General features: G+C 43.4%; 14 protein-coding genes. 8 read left to right on the plus strand and 6 right to left on the minus strand.

Annotated features, from left to right (window positions below; genetic code table 11):
* Window positions 1-39 precede the first annotated feature (39 nt).
* Window positions 40-1941, plus strand: a complete 1902-nt coding sequence (gene dnaK, locus HYN43_RS28265; RefSeq protein ID WP_119407182.1) for a molecular chaperone DnaK — start codon at window positions 40-42, stop codon at window positions 1939-1941.
* Window positions 1942-2491: 550 nt separating this feature from the next.
* On the opposite strand, the gene HYN43_RS28270 is transcribed toward dnaK, so the two are convergent.
* Window positions 2492-2854 (minus strand): transposase, encoded by a 363-nt coding sequence (locus HYN43_RS28270; protein WP_205589995.1) that lies wholly within the window; start codon window positions 2852-2854, stop codon window positions 2492-2494.
* Between the two features lie 539 nt (window positions 2855-3393).
* Between HYN43_RS28270 and HYN43_RS28275 the strand changes: the two genes are divergently transcribed.
* The gene (locus HYN43_RS28275) at window positions 3394-3780 is read left to right on the plus strand and encodes a hypothetical protein (protein ID WP_119407183.1); all 387 of its coding nucleotides are present in this window, start codon (window positions 3394-3396) and stop codon (window positions 3778-3780) included.
* A 79-nt stretch (window positions 3781-3859) separates the two neighbouring features.
* Here HYN43_RS28275 and HYN43_RS28280 read toward each other — a convergent pair whose 3' ends face one another.
* Together HYN43_RS28280 and HYN43_RS28285 are read right to left on the minus strand one after the other, a co-directional pair.
* Window positions 3860-4762, minus strand: a complete 903-nt coding sequence (locus HYN43_RS28280) for a nucleotidyltransferase family protein (RefSeq protein ID WP_119407184.1) — start codon at window positions 4760-4762, stop codon at window positions 3860-3862.
* A gap of 102 nt (window positions 4763-4864) precedes the next feature.
* Complete coding sequence (locus HYN43_RS28285) at window positions 4865-5980, minus strand: M42 family metallopeptidase (protein WP_119407185.1); 1116 nt, start codon at window positions 5978-5980, stop codon at window positions 4865-4867.
* A gap of 389 nt (window positions 5981-6369) precedes the next feature.
* Between HYN43_RS28285 and HYN43_RS28290 the strand changes: the two genes are divergently transcribed.
* Window positions 6370-7266, plus strand: coding sequence for a DUF6340 family protein (locus HYN43_RS28290; RefSeq protein WP_119407186.1), 897 nt, complete (start codon window positions 6370-6372; stop codon window positions 7264-7266).
* Here the strand turns inward: HYN43_RS28290 and HYN43_RS28295 are convergent.
* Together HYN43_RS28295 and HYN43_RS28300 are read right to left on the minus strand one after the other, a co-directional pair.
* Window positions 7241-7669: a GNAT family N-acetyltransferase gene (locus tag HYN43_RS28295; protein ID WP_119407187.1), complete on the minus strand. Its 429-nt coding sequence runs from the start codon at window positions 7667-7669 to the stop codon at window positions 7241-7243. The genes HYN43_RS28290 and HYN43_RS28295 overlap by 26 nt on opposite strands.
* A 230-nt stretch (window positions 7670-7899) precedes the next feature.
* The gene (locus HYN43_RS28300; protein WP_245447056.1) at window positions 7900-9441 is read right to left on the minus strand and encodes an acyl-CoA carboxylase subunit beta; all 1542 of its coding nucleotides are present in this window, start codon (window positions 9439-9441) and stop codon (window positions 7900-7902) included.
* Window positions 9442-9548: 107 nt separating this feature from the next.
* Between HYN43_RS28300 and HYN43_RS28305 the strand changes: the two genes are divergently transcribed.
* The 3 genes from HYN43_RS28305 to can (HYN43_RS28315) all read left to right on the plus strand — a co-directional run bounded on the left by HYN43_RS28305 (window position 9549) and on the right by can (HYN43_RS28315) (window position 12293).
* On the plus strand, window positions 9549-9881 hold the full coding sequence (locus HYN43_RS28305; RefSeq protein ID WP_119407188.1) for a hypothetical protein: 333 nt from the start codon (window positions 9549-9551) through the stop codon (window positions 9879-9881).
* A 77-nt stretch (window positions 9882-9958) separates the two neighbouring features.
* A complete protein-coding gene (locus HYN43_RS28310) occupies window positions 9959-11563 on the plus strand; it encodes a SulP family inorganic anion transporter (protein ID WP_425373710.1) in 1605 nt (534 codons plus the stop codon).
* 13 nt (window positions 11564-11576) lie between these two features.
* Window positions 11577-12293, plus strand: a complete 717-nt coding sequence (gene can, locus HYN43_RS28315; protein WP_119407189.1) for a carbonate dehydratase — start codon at window positions 11577-11579, stop codon at window positions 12291-12293.
* Window positions 12294-12487: 194 nt separating this feature from the next.
* On the opposite strand, the gene HYN43_RS28320 is transcribed toward can (HYN43_RS28315), so the two are convergent.
* Window positions 12488-13396, minus strand: a complete 909-nt coding sequence (locus tag HYN43_RS28320) for a hypothetical protein (protein WP_119407190.1) — start codon at window positions 13394-13396, stop codon at window positions 12488-12490.
* A gap of 268 nt (window positions 13397-13664) precedes the next feature.
* On the opposite strand from HYN43_RS28320, the gene HYN43_RS28325 reads away from it, so the two are divergent.
* On the plus strand, window positions 13665-14414 hold the full coding sequence (locus tag HYN43_RS28325) for a YoaK family protein (protein ID WP_119407191.1): 750 nt from the start codon (window positions 13665-13667) through the stop codon (window positions 14412-14414).
* Between the two features lie 18 nt (window positions 14415-14432).
* Window positions 14433-15089, plus strand: a complete 657-nt coding sequence (can, locus tag HYN43_RS28330) for a carbonate dehydratase (RefSeq protein WP_119407192.1) — start codon at window positions 14433-14435, stop codon at window positions 15087-15089.
* Window positions 15090-15176: the final 87 nt, after the last annotated feature.

Raw genomic sequence — 15176 nt, forward strand, 5'->3', positions numbered from 1 at the left:
TAATTAAACAATAAATCAAAAAAGAAAAAACAATCATATATGTCTAAAATAATTGGAATCGACTTAGGAACAACCAACTCCTGCGTTGCTGTAATGGAAGGCAACGAGCCTGTAGTTATAGCTAACAGCGAGGGTAAACGTACTACGCCGTCTGTAGTGGCTTTTATTGATAATGGCGAACGTAAAGTTGGTGATCCTGCAAAACGCCAGGCTATCACTAACCCTACAAAAACCATTTCGTCGATAAAACGCTTTATGGGTAACCAGTTTAGTGAAGTTACAAGCGAAGCGGCCCGCGTACCTTACAATGTAGTTAAAGGTGACAACAACACTCCACGTGTTGAAATTGGGGACCGTAAATATACGCCTCAGGAGATCTCGGCCATGATCCTTCAAAAAATGAAGAAAACTGCCGAAGACTTTTTGGGTACTGAAGTAACTGAAGCGGTTATTACAGTTCCTGCTTACTTTAACGATGCTCAGCGCCAGGCTACTAAAGAAGCCGGTGAAATTGCTGGCTTAAAAGTTCGTCGTATCATTAACGAGCCTACTGCTGCTGCTTTGGCTTACGGTTTTGATAAAGCGCACAAGGATATGAAAATTGCTGTGTTTGACTGCGGTGGTGGTACGCATGACGTATCTATCCTGGAGTTGGGCGATGGCGTTTTTGAAGTAAAAGCAACCGACGGTGATACGCACTTAGGTGGCGACGACTTTGACCAGGTAATCATCGACTGGTTGGCTGAAGAATTTAAAAGCGACGAAGGTTTAGACCTGCGTAAAGACCCAATGGCTTTACAACGCTTAAAAGAATCGGCCGAGAAAGCTAAAATTGAGTTATCAAGCTCAGCACAAACTGAAATTAACCTGCCATACATCACTGCTGTTGATGGTATGCCTAAGCACCTGGTTAAAACTTTAAGCCGTGCTAAATTTGAGCAACTGGCTGATAGCCTGATTAAACGTACTATCGATCCCTGTAAATCGGCTTTGAAAAATGCTGGTTTAAACACTTCTGATATCGACGAAGTAATTTTGGTAGGTGGTTCAACCCGGATCCCTGCTATCCAGGAAGCTGTTGAAAAATTCTTCGGTAAAGCTCCTTCAAAAGGTGTTAACCCTGATGAGGTTGTAGCTATCGGTGCTGCTATTCAGGGTGGTGTATTAACCGGTGAGGTTAAGGATGTATTGTTGTTAGACGTTACCCCGCTTTCATTAGGTATTGAAACTATGGGTGGTGTAATGACTAAATTGATCGAATCAAACACTACCATCCCTACTAAAAAATCTGAAACTTTCTCAACTGCCAGCGACAGCCAGCCATCTGTTGAGATCCACATATTACAAGGTGAGCGCCCAATGGCTGCGGGTAACCGTACTATCGGCCGTTTCCACCTGGATGGTATTCCACCAGCACCTCGCGGTGTGCCTCAAATTGAAGTAACTTTCGATATTGATGCTAACGGTATCCTACATGTGTCTGCAAAAGATAAAGCTACAGGTAAAGAGCAAAAAATCCGTATCGAAGCTTCTTCGGGCTTAACTGATGCCGAGATCAAAAAGATGAAAGATGAAGCTGAAGCTAATGCTGATGCTGACAAAAAGGCAAAAGAAGAAGTTGAAAAACTGAACGGTGCCGATGCCCTGATCTTCTCGACAGAAAAACAACTGAAAGAGTATGGCGATAAGATCCCTGCTGATAAAAAAGCGCCTATTGAAGCTGGTTTAGCTAAATTGAAAGAAGCTTACTCAGCTAAAAACTTTGACGCTATTGAAGCTGCACAAACAGAGCTCAACACAGCGTGGACTGCTGCATCTGAAGATATGTACAAAGCTGCTGAGGGCGGTGCACAAGGCGCGCCAGCTGATGGCCAGCCAGGTGCAGGTCCGCAGGATAATTCGGATACAGTTACCGATGTTGATTTTGAAGAAGTGAAATAATTTTATTTCGATAATATAAAAGCCCGGTTTGGTTAGTTCCAGACCGGGCTTTTTTGTGTTGAGGGAATATGAGGGTAGCATGGCGTAGAACGCGGCACCTACGGAGCCGAAAAATGTTGTGGTGAATATGCTATAAACACATGACTCCCATGGAGTCGCTAAGCGGATTGAAATATATCTTGATGCATTGTTGTGACTGATTGCTGCTTCAACCCCCGTAGAGGTACCGTGTTTATAGCAAACGTGAGGGATGTTTCTCGGCTCCGTAGGTGCTGCGTTCTACGCCATGCTGGCTTATAAATAATACATTATTGTTCAATAAAATCAAACAAATAATTCTCTTCAAATGGAATTTCGGAGCCGAAAATAGTTTTCGCAACGGATCTATAAACACTTGACTCCTAACGGAGTCGTTAAGCAAATTGAAATAAAAGCATTGCTGGTTTGGGCTTTAACCCCATGGGGGTACCGTGTTTATAGCAAATATGAGAGAGGTTTCTCGGCTCCGTAGGTGCCTCGTTCTACGCCATGCCGGTTTATCAACAACAAATTATTGCTCAATAAAATCAAACAAATATTCATCTTCAAACGGAATTTCGAATTTCTTTAACAATCCCATATATTCCTGTTTGAATGTTTTTTTCTGATGATGGATTTCCTGGTTTTGAACATAATTAACAACCAAATTGATATGCGAGTGTGAGTAGGAGAAAACACCATATCCTTCCTGCCATTTAAATCGTCTTCGCATCCACTGTTTACTATTAATAAATTCATTGCTTTGCACCTTGATCTCCTTAACAAAATCGGAAATTAATATGGTTGGTTTAAAGCCTACAAAAAGGTGTATATGATCGGGCATGCAATTTATCGCAATTAATTTTACACCGCGGGCTTGGACCAGCGACGTAATATATTTATGTAATTCCTACTTGTTATTTTTTGAGATGAGGCTCTCCCTGCCTTTAACGGCAAAAACAAATTGAAGATAAATCTGTGAAAAGGTATTGGCCATGGTTAGAATGTTCAAGCCAATATAATAAGGATTATTATCATTATGGTAATTTCTACGGGAAAATCGCTTTAGCAAACCGACGGTACGTGGCTCCTATGGAGCCCTAAAATTCGTTCATTTGTTGTTCTATAAACACGTTACCCCTCCGGGGTATTTTTAACTTAGTTAACTATCGGATTAATGACACTTCTCAGATGGTTTCTGCCCCATTCCCGACCAACCGCCCAATCCACCCGATAAACTCCTATAATCTTTCGATAAACCCGTAAAATATTGATAATTAATGCTTTTTTGGCGTTTGCCGAATGCTTTGAGCTATTGGTCTATAAGTTTAAGGCGCTGGTATAACGCTTTTTAGCAGGTGAAAATAATGTTGTTCATTTGATCATTGAAATAACAAACACACAATATCAACAACATTTTAAATATTCAAAATCATGAAAACCTCAATAAAATTATCAGCATTATTTTTGTTATTAAGCGCAGGTGTTTTTGCTGCTACAGCCGCCAAAGCTGCCGATGTTACACCAAAAGCCAAAGAAGTTGTAAGCTTCAGCGTGTTGGGTAACGACCGCGGCATTAAAATGGATTTTGCCAAATCAGCTACCGGCAAATCATTTGTGCGCGTTTATAATAAAGAAAACGAGCTTTTATTAAAGGACTACGTATCAACCAAAACCGATGCCGCTAAAGGCTATGTGTTGAGCGAACTTGCCGACGGTGATTATAAAATTGAGATTAAATCAAACAACCAGGTGGTTACCAAAACCCTGCACATTTACCACGATGGCGACCAGCAATCATTTTTTATTGTACAGGAATAAACTGAGATAAGCATATAAATAAAAACTCCCGTCCGGTTAGCCGGCGGGAGTTTTTGTTTTAAGGGGAAAAGCTAAATATTTAGTCCCAAAGTTTTTCGGGATATACGCCGTTGGCTACCAAATCAGAAATGCTTTTCTGAACAATCGGCTTATCTTCTTTATAAGTAACGCCAAACCATTTTGAGCCGGTCGGGATCACCTTAAATGCGGCTGTACCATCTTTAATTAATTTATCGGCAGCAAGCGGGATAAAGAACTCTGCTTTTGGATTGTTTTCGTTAGCAGCCACAAAATCCACAAACATTTGCTCACTTTGTTTAAATATGGCCGGAGTAAAGCCCCAGAAATTCATGGATACGCGGGTATCATTAGGAAGCGGATGCTCGCCAGTGGCGTCTTTGTAAGCTACGCTGCCGTCTTCTTTAAAGTAAACCTCGGTACGCTCGTTAATTTCAACCATGTTGCCCTCGGCATTAACCTCGCACACACCGCGCGATACTGAGCCGTAATCAGATAAAGTACGGTCAATTTGATAACCTACCAGCGAGTACAGATCATCTTTAACCTCGGTGGTTAAAAATTTGGCCATTTTCTCGAACGAATCATAACCATAATAATCGTCGGCATTAATTACGCAGAACGGTTCGTTAACCTGGTTGCGGGCTGCTAAAACAGCATGGGCTGTACCCCATGGTTTGGCGCGTTCAATTTCTTTATCGATACCAAATGGCTTAAGGTCGAAGCTCTGAAATACGTAATCTGTTTCGATACGGCCGGCCAGCTTAGGTTCGAAGATAGCTTTAAAATTTTCGGCAAACTCCTCGCGGATAATGAAGCTCACTTTGCCAAAGCCGGCTTTTATAGCATCATATATCGAATAATCAATAATGGTTTCGCCGTTGGGGCCAAAGCCGTCAACCTGCTTCATGCTGCCATAGCGGCTGGCCATTCCGGCTGCCAATATTAATAAGGTGGGTTTCATAAGATAGATCTGGGATATTGCTTAATGTGATTTACTGCTTACTGTTTGTTTATAAGGGGGAATAAAATTTTGCCTTAATTGTTTTACAATTTACGTATTTTATTATTTGATATACCTGAAATCCTGGCCCGCTTTAATATTAAGCAGTGCCTCATAAATCATCCTGATCACGTTATCAACATCCTCTTTATGGATCATCTCAACCGTTGTGTGCATATAACGCAGCGGAAGCGAGATGAGGGCCGAAGGTACGCCATCATTCGAATAGGCAAAGGCATCGGTATCGGTACCTGTAGAGCGCGATGAGGCCTGGCGCTGGAAAGGAATCCCCGCCTTTTGAGCGCTTTCGATAAGCAGCTTATTCAGGTTGTTTTGCACCGCCGGAGCATACGACACTACCGGGCCTTTACCGCAGGCCAAATCGCCCTGGGTAATTTTATTGATCATCGGCGTTTGGGTATCATGCGTAACATCGGTAACAATGGCTACGTTTGGTTTTATTTTGTGGGCTATCATTTCGGCGCCGCGTAAACCAATCTCTTCCTGTACGGCATTAACAATATATAAACCAAACGGAAGCGTTACGTTGTTTTCCTTCAGCAAACGGGCAACCTCGGCAATCATGAAGCCGCCGGCACGGTTATCCAAAGCACGGCCAACATAATACCTGTCGTTCAGGATCATGAATTCATCCTCGTAAGTGATTACGCAGCCTACGTGGATGCCCAATTTTTCAACTTCTTCCTTAGAGGTGCAGCCGCAATCTAAAAAGATATTTTTAAGGGTAGGGGCCTCTTCCTTATCGCCGGCGAGGCGTGTGTGAATGGCAGGCCAGCCAAAAACTGCTTTTACCACACCGTTATCGGTATGGATATTTACCCGTTTTGAGGGCGCTATCTGGTGGTCTGAACCGCCGTTGCGGATCACGTAGATCAAACCATCATTGGTGATATAGTTTACAAACCAGGAAATTTCGTCGGCATGCGCTTCAATAACTACCTTGTAATCGGCCTTGGGGTTTATTATACCAACCGCGGTACCGTAGTTATCAACGTAATGTGTATCGATGTATGGCTTTAAATATTCCAGCCAAAGCTCCTGCCCCTTCCATTCAAAACCAGTGGGCGAGGGGTTATTGATATATTTTTCGAAAAAGGCGAGTGAAGTTTCGTTTACAACGGGATTATGCTGTGGGGCGTCAGTTTTCTTTTTAGCCATGTTAATATTTAACCTGTTATGTTATACAGCAAATATAATAAAGCTGATGATATTGAGGTAAAATTACAGGGGATATAAAAGTGATAAAGGATAGGCGGCAACCCTTAAATATTATTTGTCTGAATCACAGGCAAACGGTCGTGAGGACACGACCACCGGGAGAGAAAAGAAAACCTTACCACATTTTTGGCGCAAGTCTTGTGTGATGGGTCAGCGCGTTGCGTGACTTGTGTCGTGTAGGCAATATTTTATTAAATCATCATTAAACGTTTTTAAAAATATTCAGTCACAATAATTGCATTTGCATGTTAGGATCTAAAAAAATGACTTGCTTTTCATGATGCATTCATGCTTATGTTTTACCTTTCGCAACTATTAAAACTACTAAAGTGAAATTGTTTAAGTTTATCATGGTACTGTTTGCTGCCGGTTTTTTAGCCTCGTGCAGCGTGCCCCAATATGTAAACGTTCCGGTTGATTATGCTCCTAAAATGCAGTTCCATACCGGCCGCACTACCATTGTGCTCATCAACCATTACCTGCCCGACTCAACCCGAACCCGCAATAAAAAGGTGCTGGCTACTTTTAAAGCCGGTGCTTACACCGCAATAAGCAATGTTGCGCTGCAATTGCATGCTTTGCCGGGGGTAAAGGTTGTACAATTGGTCGATTCGGTAAATTTTGCGGCCAATACCGATTCGGTTAAAGCAATTGCCAAAAAATATAAAGCGCGCTATGTGCTTTCGTTTGAGGATTTTAAGGGCGAAACTGTTTGGGAAAGAGAATATTATAACGGGCAGCCTATGGTTTACCGTACCACGGTTATCAATACCACATTTTTGTTAACCGAAGCAAATGGCATTTATTTTAAAAAGCTGCAGGGTAAAGCCCCGGTTGAGGATGATAGCGCTTACGGCAGTGCTTCGAGCTTGCTGGCGCATGGCGGCCCGCTGTTTGATGCTATTAAAAACTCGGCTTTGGATGCCCTTAAAGATTATCTCCCCTATACCGATTATCACGACAGGCCGTTGTACACCAATGGCGATCAGCTTCAAACCTCGGTAGATTTGATTAAAGCCGGAAAGTTTGATAAAGCTTTCCAGATTCTGAACCCGCTAATTGACGGTGCCGATACCAAACTGGCCAGCAGGGCAGCCTATAACCTGGCTGTGGTTTACGAAGCACAGGGAGATATTGAGGCTGCGCTTGAGGTAGCCAAGATCTCCCAGCAAAAGCAACCTAATAATTATGCTAAGGCTATTATTGTTGATTTGATGAAGGAATAAGCCGCTTTTCGAGGATCTCGTAATTAAACCCGTTTTTTGAAAAGAGCTGCCCCGTGTGGGTAAAACCGTATTTTAAATAAAAGCCGATGGCGGTATCACGGGCATTGCACCAGAGCCGGGTTCCGCCGCCTGTAATGGCGAAATCGGTAATATGTTGAAGCATTGCCTTACCTATCCCCATGTTTTGCAAACCCGAATCAACTGCAAACTTGCGAAACTGCCAGTCATCCTCTTTTTTAAATAAGGATACCACGGCTATAATGTCATTATCCTTAAAGGCGGCGAAGTGGTAGCCATAATTATCCTCGTCCATCTCCATTTCATACAATTTCCTTTCGGGATATAATACCCGCTGCCGTAAGCGCCAGGTAAGTTCGGGACGGATTTGTTCGATGGTAATCATTTTTGAGGTAAAAGGATAAAGGCGAAAGGTAAAAGGTTTTTTTTGAAAGTGCTAAATTTTTAGCAGTGGGATATACCTATAAAGATTGAATATCAAAAAAAAAACGTCATTGCGAGGCACGAAGCAATCGCGAACTATACAGGGCGGACCTGCTAATCGGGGATTGCTTCGTGCCTCGCAATGACGTTTCTTGGTACAGGTGCCTTTAACCTTTCGCCTTTCACCTCCTCCTACAAAGGAATATTCCCATGCTTCTTCCTCGGGTTATTCACCACTTTATTTTCCAGCATTTTAAATGCCTGGATCAGTTTAACCCTCGTTTCGGCGGGTTCAATTACCTCATCAATAAAGCCACGTTCGGCAGCGCGGTAGGGGTTGGCAAAGGTATCGGAGTATAGCTGTTCCATTTCCAACCATTTGGCCTCGTGGTTGTCTGCTTTGCCTATCTCCCGTTTAAAAATAATCTCGGCAGCACCTTTGGCACCCATTACGGCAATCTCGGCCGATGGCCAGGCAAAGTTCATATCGGCACCGATGTGTTTGGAATTCATTACATCATAAGCGCCACCATAGGCCTTGCGTGTGATTACGGTAACACGAGGAACGGTAGCCTCGCAAAAGGCGTATAACAACTTAGCTCCGTTGGTGATGATGGCATTCCATTCCTGATCTGTGCCGGGTAAAAAGCCAGGTACATCTTCAAACACCAGCAGCGGGATATTGAAGCAATCGCAAAAACGGACAAAGCGGGCACCTTTGGTTGAGGAATGAATGTCCAGTACACCTGCTAAAAATGCAGGCTGATTAGCAACAATGCCAATGCTTCTGCCTGCCAGCCGTGCGAAGCCAACCACCAGGTTTTCGGCAAAATCTTTATGTACTTCTAAAAATGAGTCTTTATCTATCACATGATCAATAACCTCGCGGATGTCGTAAGGGGTAGATGGGGCCGGAGGCAACAGCGAATTTAATTCGGGCCTGGTTTCATTACCGGTTTCGTAATGAAGGGATGGCGCTTTGTCTTCGCAATTTTGCGGCATATAACTCAGCAACTGTTTAATGTGCTGAATCGCGGCAATCTCGTTAGCGCAGGCAAAATGCGTAACCCCCGATTTGGTAGCATGGGTATGCGCGCCGCCCAGTTCTTCAGAAGTTACTTCTTCATGTGTTACTGTTTTAACCACATTAGGCCCGGTTACAAACATGTACGAGGTATGCTCAACCATCAAAATAAAATCGGTAATGGCAGGTGAGTAAACCGCGCCTCCCGCGCATGGGCCCATAATGGCCGATATTTGCGGGATAACGCCCGAGGCCATGGTATTTCGGTAAAAAATATCGGCATAGCCACCTAATGATACCACACCCTCCTGTATCCGTGCCCCGCCCGAATCATTGAGCCCAACGAATGGTGCGCCGTTTTTAAGCGCCAGATCCATCACTTTGCAGATTTTTTCGGCATGGGTTTCGGACAGCGAGCCGCCGAATACGGTAAAATCCTGCGAGAAAACATACACCAAACGGCCGTTTACGGTGCCATAGCCGGTAACAACACCATCGCCCGGATATTTTTCTTTCTCCATCCCGAAGTCGACAGAGCGGTGGGTCACCAGCATGCCAATCTCCTGGAACGAGCCTTCATCCAGTAAAAAGTGCAACCGCTCGCGGGCGGTTAATTTTCCTTTTTTATGCTGACTTTCAATGCGGTGTGCGCCGCCGCCCTGCATGGCTTCTTCACGTTTGGCGCGTAATAGTTCAAGCTTTTTGTCCACAATTCGGGTTATTGGTAATTAGCTAAAAATAGTAATTAAATTGTAACATTAGCTTTTAACGCTACGTTACAACTATTACAAAGCATTTTTTTATATATTTGTGTTGGATGAAAATCAGGAATAACAAAATATGGGTGGTGGCTCTTTTTATGGCTGTCTTCGTTGTGAAGATGGGCATTTCGCTTGCACCGGTATTTTTATTCCTGGATAATAAAACGGTGAGCGCGGTAATCCTTCAGTTGGAGCAGGAAAGCAAAACTGAAAAAGACAGCCCAGAGAAAGACCTGATGAAGGAGAAAAAAACCTTCGATGAGTACGACTTTCACACCATCAATTTCATCACTTACATTACCGAATCCAAGGTTCTCCATAACCAGGAAAACGCACTATATAAACAGGTTTATCACCCTGTAGTACCCACGCCCCCTCCAAACGTATAAAATGATTTAACCGGATACTTCCCTATCCGGATTGCAACGCTTTTTAATCATTTTAACAATCTTACAATTTCATTCTTATGCAAATCAAGCAAGGTGAGTCTGCTATGGGCAATCTCAACCTGAAAAAATATTTTTTGTCCAAAAATTTAAAAAGGGACATTCCGTCAAGTATCGTAGTATTCCTGGTGGCGTTGCCGCTATGTTTAGGTATAGCGCTGGCCTCGGGCGCGCCGCTTTTTTCCGGTATTTTAACCGGTATTATCGGTGGCATTGTTGTGGGTACGCTTAGCGGTTCACAATTAAGTGTTGCCGGTCCGGCGGCGGGTTTAACGGTCATCGTATTAAACGGGATCCACTCGCTTGGTGCTTACGATACCTTTTTATTAGCTATTGTTATAGCAGGTGTCATCCAGATCATCCTTGGGTTGATCAAGGCCGGTACCATCGCCAATTATTTCCCTTCATCGGTTATTGAGGGGATGCTGGCGGCGATAGGTATTATCCTCATCATGAAACAGTTCCCTCACGCTGTTGGTTATGATGCGGATTTTGAAGGCGATGAAGGCTTTAGCCAGGCCGACGAGCATAATACTTTTTCGGGTATAACGCGGGCCTTCGCCCGAATAAATTACGGCGCGGTGATCATTGCCCTCGTATCATTGGCATTCATGATCTACTGGCCTAAATTTAAAAAGCTGGCTATAGTACCTGCCCCTTTGCTGGTGGTAGTGGCCGGTATTGGTTTAAGCCTTGCGTTTTCGGGAACGGGGCTTGCCTTGCTTGATAAACAGTTTGTACGTATTCCGCTGGTAAACAGCAGCGCCGAGTTTTTCGCGCTGTTCAAATCGCCGGATTTTAGCCAGATAGGCAATAAACAGGTTTGGATAACGGCCGCTACTATTGCCATTGTGGCCAGTTTAGAAACCCTGCTGAGTTTGGAAGCGGTAGATAAGATTGACCCTATTAAACGTATTTCGCCAACCAACCGCGAGTTGCTTGCCCAGGGCGTGGGCAATATAGTAAGCGGTATGCTTGGCGGCCTGCCCATGACGGCGGTTATCGTACGTTCATCGGCTAACGTAAACTCCGGCGCGCGTACAAAAATGAGCGCTATTATACATGGTATACTGTTATTGGTTGCATTACTGGCAATTCCGGCCTTGATTAACCATATCCCGCTGTCGTGCCTGGCAGCGATCCTGCTGATGACTGGGTATAAACTGGCTCGTATAAGCCTGTTCAAGCACATGTGGCACCAGGGCTTGAGCCAGTTTATCCCTTTCGTGGTAACCATTGTAGCCGTAGTAATGACCGATTTGCTCATCGGTGTAGGTATAGGTATGCTGGTAGGGATCTTTTATATTCTGCGTACAAACCTGCGTAACCCGTACTTCTACCGGATTGAAAAGAACGGCAGCAAAGAAGTGATCAAACTGAAGCTGGCCGAGGAAGTATCCTTCCTGAACAAGGCTGCCATACAGGTAACGCTTACCAGCCTACCGCAGGGCAGCGAAGTGCTGATTGACGGATCCAACTCGAGATATATCGATCCGGATGTGCTGGAGATCATTCATAATTACAAGCACAATGCCTACACCAAAGGCATTATAGTGCAATTACAGGATGTAAAGGAAAAGTACGATGTACCTCCTTTAAAAGAACTGGTTTATAACCCCAACTAAAAAACAAAAAACAATGTCGACACAAGAAAACAAAAACGGCAAAGCCGCGATAAATATCAGCGAAATCAGGTTAGCGCAATCAAACAGCTACAATAAATTAATAGCAAACAATGCTGCCTGGGTTGAGCGTAAACTGGCCGAAGACGGCGAATTTTTCAAAAACCTGGCCAAAGGCCAAAGCCCGGAAGTGCTGTGGATAGGCTGCTCAGACAGCCGCGTACCTGCAAACGAGGTAACCGGCACCAAACCCGGCGAAGTGTTTGTACACCGCAACATTGCCAACGTATGCGTACACTCAGACATGAACATGCTGAGCGTGCTTGACTATGCCGTAAACGTGCTTAAAGTAAAACACGTAATTGTTGCAGGCCATTACGGTTGCGGTGGCGTAGCCGCCGCCATGAGCCACAAACAATTTGGCCTGATTGATAACTGGCTGCGCCATATTAAAGACGTATACCGTTTACACGCCAACGAGCTTGACCGCATTACCGACGAAACAACCCGCGTTAACCGCCTGGTTGAGCTGAACGTTACCGAGCAGGTTTACAACCTGTGCAAAACCACCATTATCCAAAACGCGTGGAAAGAGCGCCACGACCTGGAAGTGCATGGTTGGGTAATTGACCTGGCCAGCGGTTTGGTGAAAGATTTGAAAGTAACCAGCAGCAGCCCCGATAATTTAGGTTATGTATATGATTTAAATGTTGAAGCGGTAGCTGCACACTAAAATATAATTTGATCAGTGCTTCCTACGCTGTAAGGGGCGGAGGGAGGTTTGATTGTTAAGTTGATCCCGGCTAACAGGAAGTGGCCGGGATTTTTTTTGCCCCTCACCGGAGTTGCAAACTCCGGGCATAGTTAGTTTGAAGTCGGAGACTTCAAACGGTTGGGAATTAGAAAATCAATTAATTCTCCGGTATGCTATCTTTTTATACCTCTTTTGTTCATTTCGATACTGAAGCTATTTATCATTTCGGCAGGTGCTGGTAGAAGAGTAAAGCGGTTTTTGGAGTCAAAGGAATATCTAAAGAATGCCGGAATTCCTTTTTCAATTTTATTTGCAGTGTCATAATGGTAGATTATTATGCAATAAAATGTATCGTTCAGGTCAATGTAATCTTTATAAACAGGTAACCCTCCTGTTTTTATTTCCAACATATTCGGGCTAAGATCTGCGTTTGTATTATTAAGTTGAGTGTTGAAGTAAAGAAAAGACGGATTAAAAACACTTATTCGAATACTGTCTGCATGTGCCCAAAGGTTACCGGTGTTTCGTATTCGAAATGAAACTAAGGGAGTGGTGGCTCTGCTTCGATTTATAATTACAGAATCAATCGTGAAAATAGCTTTATTTCTCTCATAAATATCGGCGGATTGTCGTTCTTGTAAATTAAATTGAGCTTCAGCTGTTTCCGCTTGCTTTGATATCGCCTTTAGTTGTTGTTTATTAATAAGAGCCTGTTGAGCGAAACTTACTATTTGAAATGAATCATTGCGATGTATTCTTATAGAGTCAAAATATTTATGAGTTTGTTCTTGCTTTTCATCTGCAGCTTGTTTCTTGTCTCGCTCTAACTCATTTTTCTTGGATCTTTCTATCTCTTGCTTAGATAATTCATATTGTTGTTGAGCCAATATTAATTGCTCCTTTGCACTGTTATTTGACTTTTCACTTTCCTCTATACCTTTATTTGAATAATGTACAGTTATTATGAGAGCTATAAGAGTAACGAATGTTGCAATTATATTGGTATAAGTTTGAGCGGTGGATTGATTGTTATTAATCCATTTGAATGGATTGTAGGAGATTTGATTTCTACGCCGTCTCATGACATTCTCCTTTCTTACTGCAAATAGATTTGATTGTCTTTAACATGTGAAAAGTTTAGCTTATAAATATCAATAAAATCAACATTGTAAACAATAAATAAACTTTATTCAAGATGCTGGCTGCATGGAGTCTGAAACTTCATAATGCGTTTTTAGAGTTTTTACTCCTCCTCTGTTTAAAATAACATCTGTAGCCTCAAACAAGCACGGCTCCATACGGTTAAGTTTTTTGTAAATTTAACTAAGCCCCCGGGGTAATAAAATAGCTATGCTTAAAGCAGTAAAAGACCAACGTACCCTAAAAGAAAACCTGATGCTGGCCTCATCAACCGCCTTTGTAGCCGGTGTTACCAATGTGGCAGGGATGCTGGCCTTTTTGGTTTTTACATCCAACGTTACCGGGCATGTGGCAAACCTGGCCAAGCACATTGTGGAGCAGAACTATCACCAGATGATCATTTTTGTGGTGTGGTTGCTGATGTTTTTTGCCGGGGCATTTGTATCGAGTTTTATTATCCGCTCGTTTAGTGATAAAAGCAGGTGGCGGGCAAATTCAACCCCTATGGTAATTGAGGCTATTATACTGCTGGCAGTTGCCGTTTACGGGCATAATTTTTACAAGGAAACTGATACCGAGCGCGAGATAGTAATTTGCGCCATTTTATTTTCGATGGGTTTGCAAAATAGTTTGGTGTCCAATATCTCCGGCGGACTGATCAAATCAAGCCATTTAACAGGTTTGTTTACTGATTTGGGTAGCGAGGTGGCCGAGCGTTTTCATCCTACTACTAAAGATGTTAAACCCGTGGAGAATAAAATCCTGATCAGGTGCACCGTGTTGGGTTTTTATTTATTTGGAGGACTGGTTGGCGGTTACTTTTTTAACCTGTACGAGTTTACCATATTTTACTTCATCCCGTTAATTTTGCTCACCATTATGTATTATGATGTTTCGCCCCTTGCTTTGCATAAACTAAGCCGTATGTTTGCAGCGGGCAAACGCCAAACCGCATCTTAAAACATCAATCATTAAACTATGAGTTCTGAAATTCACGACACCAGCCACATCACCTACGAAGGCCTGCTGGAAGGAAACAAAAAGTTCATCGCCGGTGCCTTAGCCGAAGATCCGGAATACTTTGATAAACTTGCCAACGGTCAAAAACCGCCTGTGCTTTGGATTGGTTGCGCCGATAGCCGCGTACCCGCCAACCAGATTACCAATACCGCCCCGGGCGAGATTTTTGTACACCGTAACATAGCCAACATGGTGATCCACTCGGATATGAACATGTTATCTGTACTGGATTACGCGGTGAACGTATTGAAAGTAAAACACGTAATAGTAACAGGTCACTACGGTTGCGGTGGTGTAAACGCCGCCATGGGTAACAACCAGTTCGGCCTGATTGATAACTGGCTGCGCCACATTAAAGACGTTTACCGTTTACACGCAGACGAGCTCGACGCCATTGAAAACGAAACCGACCGCAGCAACCGCCTGGTGGAACTAAACGTGATTGAGAACGTGAACAACCTCTGCAAAACATCCATCGTGCAAAACGCCTGGAAAAACGGCCAGCCGCTTTCTGTACATGGTTGGGTTTACAGCCTGAGTACAGGTGTTATTAATGATATGAAAGTAAGCACCTCCAGCAATGAAAATATGGATGCGGTGTTTAAGTTTAAATAGAAGAGAGTTCATGGTTGATGGTTCATAGATCATAGCATCAACCGCGTTAAAATAAAAATGGTTCATGGTACATTGCATTTTGCTATG

The organism is Mucilaginibacter celer (assembly GCF_003576455.2).
Classification (GTDB): domain Bacteria; phylum Bacteroidota; class Bacteroidia; order Sphingobacteriales; family Sphingobacteriaceae; genus Mucilaginibacter; species Mucilaginibacter celer.